This is a genomic window from Acidovorax sp. (assembly GCF_022763525.1).
Lineage (GTDB): Bacteria > Pseudomonadota > Gammaproteobacteria > Burkholderiales > Burkholderiaceae_C > Acidovorax.
On sequence record NZ_JALEGG010000178.1, the window covers coordinates 1 to 17,455 of the forward strand.

The 17,455-nt window shown below is 67.5% G+C and carries 15 protein-coding genes; 13 read left to right on the top strand and 2 right to left on the bottom strand.

Going from position 1 to position 17,455, the window contains the following annotated elements; genetic code table 11:
* Nucleotides 1-309: 309 nt before the first annotated feature.
* On the bottom strand, nt 310-1,353 hold the full coding sequence (gene purM, locus MRY84_RS13735) for a phosphoribosylformylglycinamidine cyclo-ligase (protein ID WP_291506275.1): 1,044 nt from the start codon (nt 1,351-1,353) through the stop codon (nt 310-312).
* A gap of 440 nt (nt 1,354-1,793) precedes the next feature.
* On the opposite strand from purM, the gene xylF reads away from it, so the two are divergent.
* The 11 genes from xylF to folK all read left to right on the top strand — a co-directional run bounded on the left by xylF (nt 1,794) and on the right by folK (nt 13,991).
* Nucleotides 1,794-2,813, top strand: a complete 1,020-nt coding sequence (gene xylF / locus MRY84_RS13740; RefSeq protein WP_291506276.1) for a D-xylose ABC transporter substrate-binding protein — start codon at nt 1,794-1,796, stop codon at nt 2,811-2,813.
* A gap of 174 nt (nt 2,814-2,987) precedes the next feature.
* Entirely contained in the window at nt 2,988-4,121 is a 1,134-nt protein-coding gene (locus MRY84_RS13745) for an ABC transporter permease (protein WP_363317547.1), read from the top strand.
* A complete protein-coding gene (locus tag MRY84_RS13750) occupies nt 4,118-4,882 on the top strand; it encodes an ATP-binding cassette domain-containing protein (protein WP_291506278.1) in 765 nt (254 codons plus the stop codon). The genes MRY84_RS13745 and MRY84_RS13750 overlap by 4 nt, the downstream gene beginning before the upstream one ends.
* 24 nt (nt 4,883-4,906) lie before the next feature.
* On the top strand, nt 4,907-6,091 hold the full coding sequence (locus MRY84_RS13755; RefSeq protein WP_291506279.1) for an ROK family transcriptional regulator: 1,185 nt from the start codon (nt 4,907-4,909) through the stop codon (nt 6,089-6,091).
* A gap of 13 nt (nt 6,092-6,104) precedes the next feature.
* Nucleotides 6,105-7,553 (top strand): xylulokinase, encoded by a 1,449-nt coding sequence (gene xylB / locus MRY84_RS13760; protein ID WP_291506280.1) that lies wholly within the window; start codon nt 6,105-6,107, stop codon nt 7,551-7,553.
* A gap of 29 nt (nt 7,554-7,582) precedes the next feature.
* Nucleotides 7,583-8,899: a xylose isomerase gene (xylA, locus tag MRY84_RS13765; protein ID WP_291506281.1), complete on the top strand. Its 1,317-nt coding sequence runs from the start codon at nt 7,583-7,585 to the stop codon at nt 8,897-8,899.
* Between the two features lie 21 nt (nt 8,900-8,920).
* The gene (locus tag MRY84_RS13770; RefSeq protein WP_291506282.1) at nt 8,921-9,925 is read left to right on the top strand and encodes a Gfo/Idh/MocA family oxidoreductase; all 1,005 of its coding nucleotides are present in this window, start codon (nt 8,921-8,923) and stop codon (nt 9,923-9,925) included.
* Between the two features lie 346 nt (nt 9,926-10,271).
* A complete protein-coding gene (hda, locus tag MRY84_RS13775; RefSeq protein WP_291506307.1) occupies nt 10,272-10,970 on the top strand; it encodes a DnaA regulatory inactivator Hda in 699 nt (232 codons plus the stop codon).
* 193 nt (nt 10,971-11,163) lie between these two features.
* Complete coding sequence (locus MRY84_RS13780) at nt 11,164-11,868, top strand: HAD family hydrolase (RefSeq protein ID WP_291506283.1); 705 nt, start codon at nt 11,164-11,166, stop codon at nt 11,866-11,868.
* A gap of 37 nt (nt 11,869-11,905) precedes the next feature.
* On the top strand, nt 11,906-13,528 hold the full coding sequence (gene pcnB / locus MRY84_RS13785; RefSeq protein WP_291506284.1) for a polynucleotide adenylyltransferase PcnB: 1,623 nt from the start codon (nt 11,906-11,908) through the stop codon (nt 13,526-13,528).
* A complete protein-coding gene (gene folK / locus MRY84_RS13790; protein WP_291506285.1) occupies nt 13,521-13,991 on the top strand; it encodes a 2-amino-4-hydroxy-6-hydroxymethyldihydropteridine diphosphokinase in 471 nt (156 codons plus the stop codon). The genes pcnB and folK overlap by 8 nt, the downstream gene beginning before the upstream one ends.
* Nucleotides 13,992-14,153: 162 nt before the next feature.
* Here folK and MRY84_RS13795 read toward each other — a convergent pair whose 3' ends face one another.
* A complete protein-coding gene (locus MRY84_RS13795; protein ID WP_291506286.1) occupies nt 14,154-14,975 on the bottom strand; it encodes an ankyrin repeat domain-containing protein in 822 nt (273 codons plus the stop codon).
* Between the two features lie 234 nt (nt 14,976-15,209).
* Between MRY84_RS13795 and MRY84_RS13800 the strand changes: the two genes are divergently transcribed.
* Complete coding sequence (locus MRY84_RS13800) at nt 15,210-16,640, top strand: hypothetical protein (protein WP_291506287.1); 1,431 nt, start codon at nt 15,210-15,212, stop codon at nt 16,638-16,640.
* Nucleotides 16,640-17,419 (top strand): hypothetical protein, encoded by a 780-nt coding sequence (locus tag MRY84_RS13805; RefSeq protein WP_291506288.1) that lies wholly within the window; start codon nt 16,640-16,642, stop codon nt 17,417-17,419. The genes MRY84_RS13800 and MRY84_RS13805 overlap by 1 nt, the downstream gene beginning before the upstream one ends.
* Nucleotides 17,420-17,455: the final 36 nt, after the last annotated feature.

The following is a 17,455-nucleotide window of genomic DNA, read 5'->3' on the forward strand; positions in this document are numbered from 1 at the left end:
CGGACGGGAGGCGTTACGAGCCTGTTCACGACCTCCCAGGGGTCGCGCAGCGGTCTGTGCGGGATGGTGTGCAAGGCGCGGGGTGCGGCCAATAGCTCGGCTAGTGGCAAGCGCCGCAACGCCGCAGATCGCCCGCAAAGACCACTGCCCGAAGGGTTGGAGCGAAATCGGGCGATTGAACGCTCCGGCTGCTGGCATGGGCATGAGCCCATGCGGCACACCCGAAGCATCCACTCCTCCCGATTGCGCTCCAACGCGACCCCTGCGAGATTGTGAACAGGCTCTAAAGTTTTCAGGTCGCCACCGTCTTCAGGCCACCACCACGGCGGCACCGTCGCCACGCGGTGCGATCGTGCCAATCGTGTACACCTGCTCGCCCGCGGCGCGCAGCGTGGCGGCCGTGGCTTCGGCATGGGCGGCATCCACCACCACCACCATGCCGATGCCGTTGTTGAACGTGCGGTTCATCTCGATGTCGTCGATGCCAGCAGTCTTCTGCAGCCAGGCGAACAGTTCGGTCTGGGGCCAGCTGCCTTTCTGGAGGTGGGCGGCGGTGCCTTCGGGCAGGACGCGGGGAATGTTCTCGAGGAGGCCGCCCCCGGTGATGTGGGCCAGGGCCTTGATGGGGTGCTGGGCCAGTGCGGCCAGCACGTTCTTCACGTACAGGCGGGTGGGCTCCATGATGGCGTGCTTGAAGGGCTTGCCATCCAGCGTGGCGGGCACGTTGCTGCCCGCGCGTTCGATGCACTTGCGCACCAGGCTGAAACCGTTGGAATGAACGCCGGCCGATGCCAGGCCCAGCACCACGTCGCCGGGTTTCACATCCTTGCCGGTCAGGATCTTGCTCTTCTCTACCGCACCCACGGCAAAGCCGGCCAGGTCGTATTCGCCCGCGGGGTACATGCCGGGCATCTCGGCGGTCTCGCCGCCGATCAATGCACAGCCGGACAACTCGCAACCCTTGGCGATGCCACCCACGACGGCGGCGGCGGTGTCCACGTCGAGCTTGCCGCAGGCGAAGTAGTCCAGGAAGAACAGGGGCTCGGCGCCCTGCACCAGCACGTCGTTCACGCTCATGGCCACCAGGTCGATGCCCACGGTGTCGTGCATGTTCCATTCAAAGGCCAGCTTGAGCTTGGTGCCCACGCCGTCGGTGCCCGATACGAGGACGGGTTCCTGGTAGCGCTTGGGCACTTCAAACAGCGCGCCAAAGCCGCCGATGCCTGCCAGCACGCCTTCGCGCATCGTCTTCTTGGCGAGCGGCTTGATGCGCTCGACCAGCGCGTCGCCCGCGTCGATGTCAACGCCAGCGTCTTTGTAGGAAAGGGGAGTGGGGGAAGCGGAGGAGCTCATGAGGTGCTTTGGGTGCTGGTTGGCCCGCCGCGCGGGCTGAAAGGCGAGATTTTAAAGGGCATGCATCGGCCTGCTCGCGTCGGCACCGCGCGCCGTGGGGTTTGGATGCGGCATGGCAGTGGCCTGTGCATATGCGACGAGACTCCTGCGGCAGTCCTTTTTCAGGCTCTGCGGGTAATAGTTCGCTTGTCAAACTATGTCGGGTTTGCCCGAATGCGGCTGTGCATTCATTTCTTTCATAATTTGTTCGTCGGTCGTACTAAGTACTTCAACCTCGGCGCAAACCCGCCCTGCGGGTGCACCGGGATACATGGAGCGATGGAGCACGACCGGCGCGGCACCCGGGCACCTGCGAATGCACCAAGGGGCCGAGCCGACAGGCCGCCGCGAGTCAATCCACCAACCCAAGGCCCGCACGAGGCCGTTTACTGGAGACAAGGATGAAACTGAAGACAACGTTGACGGCGCTGGCACTGGGCTTGTCCAGTGCGGGCGCGTTCGCCCAGGTCGTGGGTGTGAGCTGGTCCAACTTCCAGGAGGAGCGCTGGAAGACCGATGAGAAGGCCATCAAGGACCAGTTGGCCAAGCTCGGCGCCACCTACATCAGCGCGGATGCAGGCGGCTCGCCCGAAAAGCAGCTCTCCGACGTGGATTCGCTCATCGCCAAGGGCGCGAAGGTGCTGATCGTGCTGGCCATGGACAAGGACGCCATCCTGCCCGCCGTGAACAAGGCCGCGCAGCAGAAGATCCCGGTGGTGGCCTACGACCGCCTGATCGAGGCGCCCGGCGTGTTCTACATCACGTTCGACAACGTGGAGGTGGGCCGCATGCAGGCGCGTGCCGTGTTCGAAGCCAAGCCCAAGGGCAACTACGTGATGATCAAGGGCTCGCCCACCGACCCCAACGCCAACTTCCTGCGCGCCGGGCAGCAAGAGGTGATCGAGGCGGCCATTACCAAGGGCGATATCAAGATCGTGGGCGAGGAATACACCGAGGGCTGGAAGCCCGAGGTGGCGCAAAAGAACATGGAGCAGATCATCACCAAGAGCGGCGGCAAGATCGATGCCGTAGTGGCCTCCAACGACGGCACGGCCGGCGGCGTGGTGGCGGCGCTCACGGCCAAGGGCATCCGGGGCATTCCGGTGTCGGGCCAGGATGGAGACCATGCGGCGCTCAACCGCGTGGCGCAGGGGTCGCAGACGGTGTCGGTGTGGAAGGATGCGCGCGATCTGGGCCGCGATGCCGCCGCCGCCGCGGTGGCGCTGGCCAAAGGCCAGAAGGTGGCGGGAGCGCAGACCTGGAATGGCGGCGAGAAGAAAGTGGCCCTGCAGGCGCAGTTCCTGAAACCCGTGCCCATCACGGCCAAGAACCTCGATGTCGTGGTGAAAGCTGGCTGGATTTCGAAGGACGCGCTGTGCAAGGGTGTGGACGCGGCCAAGGCGCCAGCCGCTTGCAAGTGACGGCTCGCCACGGGTAGTTTCCCCCGGGGCTTTGTGTGGAGCCCTTCAAAAAAAGAAAGCCTGCGGACCGTGGGCTGTCATCGCCCGGTCCCTTTTCATCTCTGGCGGAGTGCGCTTGTGAGTCCTGTTCCCCATGTTCTCAGGCAGCTGGCCATCGACTGGCGGCTGGTGCTGATGGGCGCCGTGCTGGTCGTGACGGCCCTCGTATTCAACGTGCTCTCGGGCGGCTTGTTCCTGTCGCCCGAAAACCTCTACAACATCGCACAGCAGACGGCGGTGGTGGGCATCGTGGCCACCGTGGTGGTACTGGTCATCGTGGCGCGGCACATCGACCTGTCGGTGGGCTCGGTCATGGGCTTTGTGGGGGTGTTGATCGCCACCCTGATGTACACCGCCGGCTGGCATTGGGTCGAAGCGTCGCTGGCCGGGCTGGCGGTGGCGATTGGCGTTTCTCTCTACCAGGGCGCGCTCACGGCCATGCTGGGCGTGCCCTCGTTCGTGGTCACGCTGGGCGGGCTCATGTCGTTTCGCGGCGCAGCCTTTTTGGTCGCCGATGGGAAGACACAACCGGTGAGCGATGCGTTCTTCCAGCGCCTGGGCGGCGGTTTTGACGGTGCCATCGGCGTGCAGGCCAGCTGGGTGCTGGCGGCGGTGCTCGTCGTGCTGTTCGGTCTCAAGACCTGGCTGCGGCGCCGGGCCAAGGCGTCTTACGGCGTGCCCAACCCGCCCGTGTGGCTGGACGCTTTGGTGGCCGCCGTGCCCGCGCTGATCGTGGTCGGTTTTGTCGCCACCATGAACGCCTACCAGATCCCCACCAAGGACGCGCCGCAGGGCGTGCCCATCCCCGTGCTGATCTGGGGTGGCGTGGCCGTGGCGCTGTCCTTCATCGTGCATCGCACGCGCTTTGGGCGCTATGTATTCGCCATCGGCGGCAACCCCGAAGCAGCCGCCCTAGTGGGCATTCCGGTGCGGCGGGTCACGCTGATGCTGTTCGCGCTGATGGGCGTGCTCATCACCATCGCCGCAGTGGTGTCGATCGCGCGGCTCAATGCAGGCACCAATTCGCTGGGCACAGGCATGGAGCTGTTCGTGATCGCAGCGGCCGTGATCGGCGGCACGGCACTGGCGGGTGGCAGCGGCTCCATCCTGGGCTCGGTGCTGGGTGCGCTCATCATGCAGAGCATCGACAGCGGCCTGTTGCTGCTCGATATCTCCATCGGCCTGCGCTACGTGATCATCGGGCAAGTGCTGATTGCCGCCGTGGTATTCGACGTGGTCTACCGCCGCGTGACCGGAGACGCCGCATGAGCGCCCCGCTGGTGGAACTGCGCCACATCCGCAAATCATTCGGCGGGGTGCGGGCTGTCGACGACGTGAGCCTGAGCCTGCACCCGGGCGAGGTGGTGGCCTTGCTGGGCCACAACGGCGCGGGCAAATCCACGCTGATGAAGATGCTGGCGGGCGCCTACCCCGTCGACAGCGGGGAAGTGCGCGTGCAGGGGCAGGACGTGCACATCCGTTCACCCATCGACGCGCAGCGGCTGGGCATCGAGTCGATCTACCAGACGCTGGCGCTGGCCGACAACCTGGACGCGGTGGCCAACCTGTTCCTCGGGCGCGAACTGCTCACCCGCTGGAACACCCTGGACGACCACCGCATGGACGCCGAGGCCCGCAAGGTCTTCGAGCGCCTGAACAAGAACTTCCGCAACGTGCGAACGCCAGTACGGCGCCTGTCGGGCGGGCAGCGGCAGGTGGTGGCCATTTCGCGTGCCATCTACTTCAACGCGCGCATCCTCATCATGGACGAGCCCACGGCCGCGCTAGGCCCGGAGGAGACGGCCATGGTGGGCCGTCTGGTGCGCCAGCTCAAGGATGAGGGGGTGGGCATTTTTCTCATCACGCACGACATGCCCGACGTGTTCGCGCTCAGCGACCGGCTCGCGGTGATGAAGAACGGCCGCCTGGTGGGTGCCTACCGCACCGCCGATGTCACCGAGGACGAAGTGCTGGGCATGATCATCGCAGGCAAACAACCTGAAGGAAAAGCGCAGGCCCACAGCCGTTGAGGCCGGCGCCTTCCCCCATTCCGCATGAAGAAGACCACAGGCGACCAGCAACTGGTCAAACGCATCAACCGCAGCGTGCTGCTCAGGCTGCTGCGCCAGCGCAAGAGCCTCTCGCGCGCGCAGCTCGCGAACGAGAGCGGCCTCACCAAATCCACGGTGAGCCTGCTGGTGCGCGAGCTCATTGATGAAGGCTGGATCGAGGAAACCGGCCTGGCCGCCGCGCAGGGCCTGGGGCGCCCCTCGACCCCGCTGCGGCTTCATGGCACCCGCCGGGCCATGGTGGGCGCCGAGATCGCAGTGGAGTCGCTGCGGGTGGTCGGGGTATCGCTCATTGGCGAGGTGTTGTGGTCGGCCGAGGAGCCGTTGGACGACCACGCGCCCGAGGCCGTGGCCCGCCAGGTGGCCGCCCTGCTGGTCCGGGCGCAGCGCGAACTGGCTGCCCAGCAGGTGCTGGTGTCGGGCATTGGCATCGGGCTGCCGGGTGCGTTTGACGAGGGCAGCGGAACGGTGCGTTTTGCGCCCAATCTCGGCTGGCGCGACGTGGCTTTCCTGCCCCTCATCACGCGCGCCCTGGCCGAGGCGGGCAGCCCGCCAATGGCGGTGCACGTGCAGAACGAGGCCGACACCGCCGCGCTCAGCGAATACGAGTTCGCGGGCGGCGAGGCGACGGATTCGCTGATCTTCGTGACCTGTGGCGTGGGCGTGGGCGCTGGCATCGTGCTCAACGACCGCCTCTTCACCGGGCTGCAGGGCATGGCAGGGGAAATCGGCCACAGCATCCTGCAGATCGACGGGCTGCCCTGTTCCTGCGGGCGCCGGGGCTGCGCCGAAACCTTCCTGGGCGCGCGGGCCTTGGCGCGCCAGGCTGAACCCGGGCGCGGCGGCGTGTACCTGGGCGTGGTGCTGCAGAACCTCTGGACCACGTTCAACCCGGGAGCCCTGGTGGTGGGTGGGCCCTCGTGCGAAAGCTATCCCGACATCGTGCCCACCGCCCGCCAGACGCTGGAGGGCTACGCGGCCAGCGCGGGCGTGGCGGCGCCCACGGTGCGCACGGCCCGCTACGGCCTGCTGGCCTCGGCCGTTGGCGCCGCGGCCCTGGTGCTGCACCACGAACTGCGGCCCATGCATGCGCGCACCGCCTCCGCGCCAGCCCCCGTCGAAATGCCTGGTTATCCCCCAGACGTTGCTTTACCCGCATCCATTCACTGAGTTCGCATCGACCATGTACATCGGCATCGACATTGGCACTTCGGAAGTCAAGGTTCTCCTGCTGGCGCCGGACCAGCGGGTGGTGGGCACCACGGGTGCGGCCCTCACGGTCGCGCGACCCCAGCCCGGCCACAGCGAGCAGGACCCGGCCCAGTGGTGGGCCGCCACCCAGTCGGCCCTGGCCGGCCTGCGCGCAGCGCACCCCGTCGAGTACGCCGCCACCGAGGCCATCGGGCTGTCGGGCCAGATGCACGGCGCCGTGCTGCTGGACGCGCAGGACCGCGTGCTGCGCCCGGCGATCCTCTGGAACGACACGCGCAGCGCCGAGGAATGCAGCGCCCTGATGCGTGAGCTGCCGGCCTTGAGTGAGCTGGGCGGCAGCCTGGCGATGCCCGGCTTCACGGCACCCAAGCTGCGCTGGGTGGCGCGCCACGAGCCGGAGGTGTTCCGCCGCGTGGCCAAGGTGTTGCTGCCCAAGGACTATGTGCGCCTGCTGCTGACCGGCGACCATGTGAGCGATCTCTCGGACGCCAGCGGCACGCTGTGGCTCGATGTGCGGCGCCGCGAATGGTCGGACGAACTGCTGGCGCTGACGGGCCTCACCCGCGCGCACATGCCGCGTTTGGTCGAAGGCAGCGCGGTGAGCGGGCGGCTGCGGCCCGACGTGGCGCAGTCGCTTGGGCTGCGGCCAGGCACCGTGGTGGCGGGCGGTGGCGGCGACAACGCGGCCAGTGCCGTCGGCATGGGCGCCGTGGAGCCCGGCCAGGGGTTCCTGTCGCTGGGCACCAGCGGAGTGCTGTTCGTGGTCACGCCCACCTATCAGCCCAATGCCGCCAGCGCCACACATGCCTTCTGCCACGCAGTGCCCGGGCGTTGGCACCAGATGAGCGTGATGCTGGCCGCCGCCAGCGCGCTGCAGTGGGTGGCCAAGCTGCTGGGCGCACCGGATGCGGGGGATGTGGCGGCGCGTGCGGCGGCGCTGGGGGCCAGCGACCGCGAGGCCGCCCCGCTGTTCCTGCCGTACCTGAGCGGCGAGCGCACGCCCCACAACGACGCGCAAGTTCGCGGCAGCTTTCACGGCCTGGATTTCGACACCGATGCCGCGCGCCTGGGCTATGCGGTGATGGAAGGCGTGAGTTTTGGCCTGCGGGATGGGCTGGCTGCACTGAACGCCGCAGGCAGCCAGGTCACCCGCCTGTCGCTCGTGGGCGGCGGCGCCCGCAGCGCCTTTTGGGCGCAGATGCTGGCCAGCGCGCTCGATGTGGAGATCGTCACGCACGGCGGCTCGGCCGTCGGCGGGGCCTTGGGCGCGGCCCGCCTGGGTGCCCTGAGCGTGGGCGCGCCGATGCAGGCGGTCTGCCTGCCGCCGCCCATCGACACCGTCTACCAACCCGACCCTGGCGAGGGCGCCTTGCTGGCGCCGCGCCATGCCCTGTTCCGCAGCCTGTACCGCAGGCCCTGATGTCCTCCCCTTGCCGAGAACCTCCAATCATGAGCAGCACCTACTTTTCCGACATAGCCCCCATCGCCTACGAAGGGCCCGAGGCCGACAACCCACTGGCCTTCAAGTGGTACGACAAAGACCGCCTGGTGCTGGGCAAGCGCATGGAAGACCACCTGCGCTTCGCCGTCTGCTACTGGCACAGCTTCTGCTGGAACGGCCTGGACCCCTTTGGCGGCGACACATTCCAGCGCCCCTGGCAGCACATGGCTGACCCCATGGCGGCGGCCCGGGCCAAGGCGAACGTGGCGTTTGAGTTCTTCGCCAAGCTGGGCGCGCCGTACTACTGCTTTCACGACCGCGACGTGGCGCCCGAGGGCAGTACGCCCCGCGAGAGCGTGAACCACCTGCACGAGATGGTTGACGTGCTGCAGGCCAAGCAGGCCGCCACCGGCATGAAACTGCTGTGGGGTACGGCCAACCTGTTCAGCCATCGGCGTTTCATGTCGGGCGCGGCCACCAACCCCGACCCGGAAATCTTTGCTCTTGCCGCCCTGCAGGTGAAGGAGGCCATGGATGCCACGCTCAAGCTCGGTGGCGAAAACTACGTTCTCTGGGGAGGGCGCGAAGGCTACGAGACCCTGCTCAACACCCGCGTGGGGCAGGAAATGGACCAGTTGGGGCGCTTCCTGAACATGGTGGTGGAGTACAAGCACAAGATCGGCTTCACGGGCACGATCCTGATCGAGCCCAAGCCGCGCGAGCCCACCAAGCACCAGTACGACTTCGACACCGCCACGGTCTATGGCTTCCTTGCGCGCTACGGGCTGGAAAAGGAAGTCAAGGTCAACATCGAGGCCAACCACGCGACGCTCTCGGGCCACAGCTTCGAGCACGAGATCGCCACCGCCATCGACCTGGGGATCTTCGGCTCCATCGACATGAACCGCGGCGACATGCAGTGCGGCTGGGACACGGACCAGTTCCCGAACAGCGTGCCCGAGACTGCACTCGCGCTGTACCTGATCCTGCAGGCCGGCGGCTTCACCACTGGCGGGCTGAACTTCGATGCCAAGGTACGGCGCCAGTCCATCGACCCCGCAGACATGTTCCACGGCCACATTGGCGGCATGGACGTTGCGGCGCGGGCGCTGCTGGTGGCCGAGAAAATGGTGGCCGACGGGCGCTTGGCACGCCACGTCGATGCCCGCTACGCTGGCTGGCGCACCGGCTTTGGCCAGGAGGTGCTGGCGGGCAAAATGGGGCTGGACCAGGTTGCTGCCCGCGTTCTGGAGCGCAACCAGGACACCCTGCCGGTCTCCGGTCGGCAGGAGATGCTCGAAAACCTGCTCAACAACTATCTCTGACGAGTCTGGCGAGGAACGCGAATGAAACCCGTGGTTTGGGGTGTGCTCAGCACGGCCAGGATTGCCCTGCAGCACGTGATTCCGGCTCTGCAGGCCAGCCCGCTGGTGGAGCTGCGCGCGCTTGCCTCGCGCTCGCTGCCTGCCGCTGAGCAGGCCGCCGGGTCGCTGGGCATCGCCCAGGCCTACGGCAGCTACGAGGAGCTGCTGGCCGACCCGGCCATCGAGGCCATCTACAACCCGCTGCCCAACCACCTGCATGTGCCGTTGACCCTGCAGGCGGCCGCGGCGGGCAAGCACGTGCTGTGCGAGAAGCCGCTGGCGCTCAGTGCGACCGAGGCAGAGCTACTGCGGGCCGCCAGCGCCCGCGTGCACATTGAAGAGGCGTTCATGGTGCGCCACCATCCGCAGTGGCAGCGTGCCCGCGACCTGGTGCGCGCGGGCCGCATCGGCGCGGTGCGGGCCGTGCAGGTGTTCTTCTCTTATTTCAACGAGGATCCCGGCAACATCCGCAACCAGCCCGGCACTGGCGGCGGCGCGCTGTACGACATCGGCTGCTATGCCGTTCTGGCGGGCCGCTACCTGTTCGGCCAGGAGCCGCGGCGCGCCGTTGCACTGGTGGACCGCGACCCCCGGCTGGGGACCGACCGGCTCACCAGCGCGATGCTGGACTTCGGTGCCGGCCAGCAGGCCACGTTCACGGTCTCCACGCAGAGCGTGCGGTTCCAGCGCGTGCAGGTGGTGGGGGAGCGCGGCCGTATCGAGCTGTTCATCCCTTTCAACGCGACCCGCGCAGTTTCCATGCGCCTCGCGGTGGACGACGGTGGCCTGCTGGATGGCAGCAGCATCACCATCGAGACCTTGCCCGCATGCGACCAGTATCAGCTGCAGGTCGCGGCCTTTTCGCGGCGCGTGCGCGACGGCGCGCTCCCGACGCCGGATGGGCTGGACGACGCGATAGCCCAGGCGCGGGTGATGGACGCGCTCTGGCGGTCCGAACAGACCGGGCGCTGGGAAGCGCTGGCCTGAGAGCCCCGGCGTATCCGGCCCGCGGCGTGGTGCGGCGCCGCTCTGGAACTATTGGCAGACCGGCGGGGGCGGCCGGGCGGGACAGCAGACGGGCGTTGCCGGGGCGGTGGTGATCGGTTGCGGCAGGGCGTTTGCCGCAGACTAAAATCGCCCGTTGCCGCCAGCCTGCCGCAAGATGCCAGGCCTGCCGCAGCCCTTCGCCCGAAGCCACTTTTTCGCGGCGCCCGCCGCAGCCCCTTGCGCCGGGCACCGTCCCAACTTTCACTGTGATGCCGCTGTCCTCCTTGTTGTCCCCCGCACCCGCTCCTTCGGGCCAGCCCTGGCGGCCCGTGCGCCGCGCATGATGATGAAGCAGCTGGCGCTGGACATCGGCCTGGCCACCGGGCCCACGCTGGCCCGGTTCTACGCCGGCCCCAACGAGGCCGCCCTGCAGCACCTGCGGCTGGCCGTTGGCGCGGGCAGCAGCGAGGCCACCCGCTCGCCCGTGCCCACCTACCTCTGGGGCGAGCCCGGCAGCGGAAAGTCCCATCTGCTGCAGGCGGTCCGTCAGGCCCTGCGCGAACATGGATCGAGCGTGGGGTGGCTGGACCCCGCCGTGAGCGAGCCTGCCGTTTTCGACGAGAGCTGGACTGCAGTGCTGATGGATGACGTGCACTTGTACGACACCGCGCAGCAAGCCGCAGCCTTCAACTGGTTCGTCAACGCCATCAGCCCCGCCAGCGGCAGCCCGCGCTGGGTGCTGGCCGCTGGCAACCTGCCCCCGGCCGACCTTCCACTGCGCGACGACTTGCGCAGCCGCCTGGGCTGGGGCCACGTGTTCCAGTTGCAGCTGCTGGGCGAGTCCGAGCGCCGCGCCGTGCTGCGCCAGGAGGCCGACGCGCGCGGAGTGTTCCTGGGCGATGAAGTGATGGACTACATGCTCAACCGCTTCTCGCGCGACCTGGGAAGCCTCATGCAGCTGCTGGACCAGCTCGATGCGTTTGCCTTGCGCACCCAGCGCGCCATCACGATTCCGCTGCTGAAAACCATGCTGGAGTCGGAGTAATGGGCATCCCCCTGAGCGGCTTCGCCGCAGCCCCCTTCTCTCGAATTGCTGCGCAATTCGGGAAGGGGGACGCCGCCAGCGCACGCCAGCGCAGCGCCGCATGCGCGGCTTGGCGGCCCTTGCGCGGCGGCCGCTGGTCTGGGCTGCGCCAGTTGCAACGGCCATTGCCCCAGCGCAACAGTAAATGATTGACATGCAAACACATCGACTTCGGCTGGCCCTTTTCGACCTGGACCACACGCTGCTGCCGCTCGACTCCGACTACGAGTGGGGCGAGTTCACCATCCGCATCGGCTGGAATGACCCGGTGGAGTTCGCGCGCCGCAACGACGAGTTCTATGCCCACTACCAGGCCGGCACGCTCGACGTGCACGACTATGTGCGCTTTGCCACCGAGGCCGTGCGCCTGCGCGGGCCCGAGGCCGCTGCGGCGGCGCACCAGCAGTTCATGCGCGAGGTCATCAACCCCGCCATTCGGCCCCAGGCGCTCAGCCTCATCCGCCAGCACCAGGCGGCGGGCGATGAGGTGCTGATCGTCACGGCCACCAACGAGTTCGTGACCACGCCCATCGCGCAGGCACTGGGGGTGCCGCAACTGCTGGCCGTGCGGCTGGTGCGCGATGCCAGCGGCTGGTACACCGGCGAAATTGACGGCATCCCCACCATGCGCGAAGGCAAGGTGCGGCGCATGGAACAATGGCTGGCCGAGCGGCAGCTGGCCTGGGGCGATGTCGAGAGCACGTTCTACAGCGACTCCATGAACGACGTGCCCCTGCTGGAGAAGGTGAACCACCCGGTCGCCACCAACCCCGACCCGCGCCTGCGCGCCCTGGCCCAGGAACGCGGCTGGCGCATACTGGATCTGTTTGCCGAGCCTGCCAGCCAGACGGCCTCCTGACCCCCTGCGCTCGCAGTCCCCTGATATCTCCCTACCCATGATCAAGAAGTTCATCGACAAACTGCTGGGCAAATCGACGCCCGGGACCTCGGGCGGCAAGCCCCATTTCGGCAAGCGCGAAGAGGTGCCCGCCAGCGTGCATGGCATCAACCCCGAGTTGGTGGACCGCCGCGCTGCCGAGGTGGTGGCCACGCTCAAGCAGGCGGGTTTTGAAGCCTACATCGTCGGCGGCGCCGTGCGCGACCTGCTGCTGGGCCTGCGCCCCAAGGACTTTGACGTGGCCACCAACGCCACGCCGGAGGAAGTCAAGGGCTTGTTCCGCCGCGCCTTCATCATTGGCAAGCGCTTTCGCATCGTTCACGTGGTGCATGGCCGGGGGCGCGAGCACGAGGTGATTGAGGTCTCGACCTTCCGCGCCTACCTCGACAACTCGGCGGCGGGCCAGGTCACGGGCAACGAAAAGACCAGCAAGGCGCAGCTGTCGGGCATGCAGCACGCCGTGGATGCCTCAGGCCGCGTGCTGCGCGACAACGTATGGGGTCCGCAGGACGAAGACGCCACGCGCCGTGACTTCACCGTGAACGCCATGTACTACGACCCGGTCAGCCAGATCGTGGTCGACTATCACAAGGGCCTTCAGGACGCCAAGAAGAAGACGCTGCGCATGATTGGCGACCCTGCCACGCGCTACCGCGAAGACCCGGTCCGCATCATCCGCGCCGTGCGTTTTGCGGCCAAGCTCAGCCCCCTGGGCTTCACCATCGACGCGAAGTCCGCCGCGCCTCTGGTGCAGTCGCAGGCGCTGCTGGCCGAGGTGCCGCAAAGCCGCATGTTCGACGAGATGCTCAAGCTGCTGCAGACGGGCCACGCCATCGCCACCATCGAGCAGCTGCGCAAGCTCGGCCTGGCCAAGGGCATCTACCCGCTGCTGGACGTGGCCGTGGAACGCGCGGACACGCCGTTTGTGAAAGCCGCCCTGGTCGACACCGACCGCCGCGTGAACGAGGGCAAGCCCGTGGCCCCCAGCTTCCTCCTGGCCTGCGTGCTGTGGGAAGACGTGCGCAGCGGCTGGCAGGAGCGCCTGGCCCAGCGCCAGCATCCGCTGCCTGCGCTGCAGGAGGCCATCGACGAGGTGTTCGACAAGCGCATCGGCGACGTGTCAGGCCGGGGCAAGCTCGCTGCCGACATGCGCGAGATCTGGGTCATGCAGCCGCGTTTTGAAAAGCGCGTGGGCAACACCCCGTACGGCATGGTCATGCAGCCGCGCTTTCGCGCAGGCTTCGACTTCATGCGCCTGCGCGCCGATGTGGGCGAAGTCGAAGAAGCGCTGGCCGAGTGGTGGCAGGACTTCCAGGCGGCCGACGACGAGCGCCGCGACGACCTGATGGACCAGGCGAAGGAAGAGCAGCGAGCCCGCCAGAAGGCGCAGCAGCCCGTCGTCAAGCGCGTGCCGCGCAGCAACCCCGCGCCGCGCCCGGCACCTGGTGCCCCCACCGGTGTCACCGTGGATGCCGCGCCTGCCGACGGTGAGGACATGGAACTGCCGCCCGACGGCAGTGCCCCCAAGAAGCGCCGCCGCCGCCGTCGCAAACCCGGAGGTGGCACCGGCGGCGGTGGCGGGGAGGGCGGCGGTGCGCCCAGCAGGGCCGCGGATGCCTGACCACACGGCGTACATCGGCCTGGGTGCCAACCTGGGCGATGCGCCCGCGGCCCTGCGCGCCGCCATCCAGGCCCTGGCCGCGCTGCCGGGCACACAGCTGCTGCAGTGCTCGGCGCTGTACCGCAGCGCCCCGGTGGACGCTACCGGCCCCGATTTCTACAACGCCGTGGCAGCCCTGCGTACCAGCCTGCCGCCGCAGGAGCTGCTCGCGGCCCTGCAGTCCATCGAAGCCGCCGCGGGGCGTGAGCGCCCTTACCGCAACGCCCCGCGCACGCTGGACCTGGACATCCTGCTCTTCGATGCCTGGGCCATCGACACCCCCACGTTGACCGTGCCGCACCCCCGCATGCACGAGCGGGCCTTTGTGCTGCTGCCGCTGGCGGAAATCGCGCCCGCCCAGGTGCGCGCCGAGTGGCTGCAGGCCGTGCGCGACCAGCGCATTGAGCGCCTGGGAGCCGTCTGAGGAAATAGCGGGCCATGCCGCCACCCTGCGCGGGGGCGGCACACCCCTGATTTTCAGGACTGTTTTGCTAATAAATTAATAGCTGTCAGCGCCTATTCCATAAGCGCTAGGGGCGAAAATGCCTCAGTGGCTGCGTACCCTGGCATTCTTCATCGTTCTTGCTCAGGCGAGTGATGTGAACTCCGGCAGGGCACGCCCGGTCTCCAGCATGGCGATGATGCGATCCACCTGACCGCTCAGGTTCTTTTCCCTTTTGAACTCCTTGATATGGAGCGCCTGATCCAGCAGGGTTTTGTCTTTAGACACCGGCGTGGATGGGTCTGCGCCACGAGCCAGCAGCGCCCCCACGGCCAGGTCGCTGCCGGAGGTGACCGCCGTCCGTAATGGTGTGAGGCGCAGCGCGCTGGTATCGGGCGTGTTGACGTCGCGTGACAGGCGGATCAGCTCGGGCACGTAGCGGTTGTTGCCCATGCAGATGATGTGCAGTATCCGCAAGGAGTCGTCCCAGGGTGCGTCCACGTCGACCACGCCAGCGTCCAGAATGCGCTGGAACAGGGCGTCGGAGCGCGCATCCAGCTCGCGCTCATGCAGCTGCGTCAGGCGCAGCACCGGCATGTGGTCCTGTGTGGTGGAGTGGATGGCCGCGCCCAGGTCCAGCGCGGCCATCACGGCCTCGTGGCACCCGGGCCGCCACAGCGCAGCCACCGTCAGCGGCTCGACCGCACCGTATCTCTTCTGTGCCATCAGTGCGTTGTGGTACAGAGGCATGCCCGCCTCTGCCGGCAGGTGCACCATCTCCAGGTCATTTCCTTCGACGGCCAGAACCATGGGGTAGGTGTCTTCCCAGCGTTCGCCCTGCCACAGGGCCTTGGGATCGCCGCCGCCCGCCAGCCAGCGGCGCACGGCAGCGTAGTCCCTGGCCTGTACGGCGGCCTGCAGTGCGCGCTGCGAGGTGAGCAGGGCCAATCGTTCGTTTCTTTTCACGGTGATGTGCAGTCCCTTCGAGCAGGCTCTTGGAAGAACCGGGGGCCTGTCGCGTTGTCAGAGCCGCCATTTTGCAAGCGCAACGCCGGTTGGCGGCTGACAACTTGTCCACCGCGTGAGGCCTGGAATGGGCGCATTTCTCCGTATATTCCCTGAGTCCTGAGCCGACGGCAAAAAGCGTGACTTCACACGCCGCATCACGGGCCGGAAATCGCAATATCCAGGAAGGAAACCATGCTGTTCGCCAGCTTGTGCACGCTGCTGTGGCCCGTTGATGAGGGCGCCGCTCGCTGCTACACCGAGACCGACGTTGCCCATGCCTTCGCCGAAGGGCGTCTGCAGATCGCAGACCCTCTCCAGTGGCCCGGCACCGGCGGCGCGTGGGGGTATGGCGTGCCAGTGCGGCGCATCGGCCCGGTGGGTGAGACCATGGACTATCGCGTGGGCGAAGGCGATGGGGCGAGGGACTTCCTTCGCTGCGCGAAGGCCTCGTGGTCCGATGGCTGGTTTGTCGCCCACCGCACGGACGCAAACGGCAACCTGTCGGGGTTTGCCTTCCACCCTGCCAGCGGGCGCATGCTCGACTGGCCGCAGTCCCGGCAGGTGCATCGCCTGGGCGGGTGCTTCTACACCGGCAATCGGCGTGGCTGGCAGGTCATCGACGACGAAGGGCAGGTGCTGCATGTGCTGCCACGCACGCCTGACGGCGATAGTCCCTTTGAGTTGGTCAATATCTTCATGCTGGGCGGCAGCGTGTACCTGAGCACCGGCGGCGCGGCGGGACAATCATTCTGGGCCCGGTGCGACGCCGCCACGGGTGCCTTGCAGGGCACGCTGACCTGGCCCCGGGGCTACCCGCGTGGCTGGAGCCAGTTGGGCAACGCATGGTTCTTTGTGGACGAGCACCACCTCTACCGCGCCAACACCGAGGACCTGGTGGCCAGCGCTGCGCTGGCCACCTTGCCCGAGGACACCGTGGGCGGCACGCGCTGGCTGTGGTCTGATGGCACCTGCCTGTATCTGGTCTCGGTGGCGGGGCATCACCTGCTGTGTTTTGATGCGGAGGGCCGCCCCGCAGCTCCCGCGCAGCCACTGCCTGAAGGCTGGCGGGTGATGGGCGTGAGCACACCCGTCGAGGGCTGGAGCCAGGTGTGGCTGGTGCCCGCCGACCGGCATGGCGATTGGGGAAGTGCCCAACTGCTCACTTGGCCGCCGGCGTCCGCTGCATTGCCCACGCTGTTCAAGGCAGAACCCGTACAGGCCAGCGAGCCCGAGCCGCTACCCGGGGCCGATGGCCGGCATGGCCTGCGCATCCGCGTGGCCGCACCTTCGGCCGAGCAGGCCGCGCGCCATGGCGCGCACCACCTCATGCGCTGGGCCTTCCATGTGGCACGCGGCATCATCCAGCGTGGCGCGCGCAGCGACCCGCAGTTCAACGGCGTGTTCGAGCTGGTGTGCACCACCCCGGAGCACATGGACCCCCAGGGCTTGCCGGTGCGCCATCTGCGGGCCCTGCTGGGCCGCATGCGCGCCACACCCATGGGCTACACCGCCGGCGACGGCAAAGGATTGCTGCACCTGCGTGTGCTGTGGCGCGCTGGTGTCGACGCGCCCGCAGAGTGCGTCTATTCCAGCCTGGACGAAACGGAAAGGAGCTTTTCTTGATGCATGCATTGACCCGGGAGCAGCTGTGGAGCCGCCTGGAGGCGGTCGATTATTTTGATTGGTGTGAGGAGGCGGAACACGCCGCGCTGCGCGCGCTGTTCTTTGACGGGGTGTTGTGGCCGCCAGGGCCGGCGCCCACCTGGATGGCATGCCGCGAGCTGTTCTTTCATCCCGAACAGACACCCGCCCAGTGGGCGCGCACCGTGGAGTTGCGGTCGCGCTATGTTGACGATGAGGACGTCGTGCACACATCGCCCCGGCTGGCCGATGAATACCGCGCCGAGGCGCTGTCCATGCTGCTGGCTTCCGACCACCTGTACAGCGGCATGGGCATTCCCGAACAGCTGGCGTTGCTGGACTGGCTGGGCTGGATGGATGCGCCCCCGTCGGCTGCGGCACTGGATGCCTGGATGTACGGCATCAATGGATGGATCGAGGCCAAGCCCCGGGAACCCTGGCTGCTGGCCGATACCGACGACAGCCGCCACGCGCACGCCCTGCCATGGCTCTACCGCACGCTGGATGCATCACCGCTGGTGATGCAGGGCCGCTGGATGGCCTCCACGCAGGACAGTTGGTGCTACGAGCGCTTTCCGCGCAATTTTCTCGGCTCTTTGCAATCACTGATGCGCATGGCCGAGAAAGGCAAGGTGCCGCACCGGCCGGGCACGGACCCCGGTCTGCGGCAGGATTTTTTGCGCCAGCTGCGTGATGATCTGGTTGCCGACGCGGTGCCCGCATTGCTGCAGCAAGTCTGGGCGATGACCCGAAAGGCCTGATGGACATGGAACGAGCGACGTTACCCCCAGGAAAAC

Bases quoted from the DNA above. Each gene is read 5' to 3' on its own strand.
- xylF (WP_291506276.1), top strand. From the start codon at position 1,794: ATGAAACTGAAGACAACGTTGACGGCGCTGGCACTGGGCTTGTCCAGT.
- xylB (WP_291506280.1), top strand. From the start codon at position 6,105: ATGTACATCGGCATCGACATTGGCACTTCGGAAGTCAAGGTTCTCCTG.
- purM (WP_291506275.1), bottom strand. From the start codon at position 1,353: ATGAGCTCCTCCGCTTCCCCCACTCCCCTTTCCTACAAAGACGCTGGC.
- pcnB (WP_291506284.1), top strand. From the start codon at position 11,906: ATGATCAAGAAGTTCATCGACAAACTGCTGGGCAAATCGACGCCCGGG.
- hda (WP_291506307.1), top strand. From the start codon at position 10,272: ATGAAGCAGCTGGCGCTGGACATCGGCCTGGCCACCGGGCCCACGCTG.
- MRY84_RS13755 (WP_291506279.1), top strand. From the start codon at position 4,907: ATGAAGAAGACCACAGGCGACCAGCAACTGGTCAAACGCATCAACCGC.
- MRY84_RS13805 (WP_291506288.1), top strand. From the start codon at position 16,640: ATGCATGCATTGACCCGGGAGCAGCTGTGGAGCCGCCTGGAGGCGGTC.
- MRY84_RS13750 (WP_291506278.1), top strand. From the start codon at position 4,118: ATGAGCGCCCCGCTGGTGGAACTGCGCCACATCCGCAAATCATTCGGC.
- xylA (WP_291506281.1), top strand. From the start codon at position 7,583: ATGAGCAGCACCTACTTTTCCGACATAGCCCCCATCGCCTACGAAGGG.
- folK (WP_291506285.1), top strand. From the start codon at position 13,521: ATGCCTGACCACACGGCGTACATCGGCCTGGGTGCCAACCTGGGCGAT.
- MRY84_RS13745 (WP_363317547.1), top strand. From the start codon at position 2,988: ATGGGCGCCGTGCTGGTCGTGACGGCCCTCGTATTCAACGTGCTCTCG.
- MRY84_RS13780 (WP_291506283.1), top strand. From the start codon at position 11,164: ATGCAAACACATCGACTTCGGCTGGCCCTTTTCGACCTGGACCACACG.
- MRY84_RS13770 (WP_291506282.1), top strand. From the start codon at position 8,921: ATGAAACCCGTGGTTTGGGGTGTGCTCAGCACGGCCAGGATTGCCCTG.
- MRY84_RS13800 (WP_291506287.1), top strand. From the start codon at position 15,210: ATGCTGTTCGCCAGCTTGTGCACGCTGCTGTGGCCCGTTGATGAGGGC.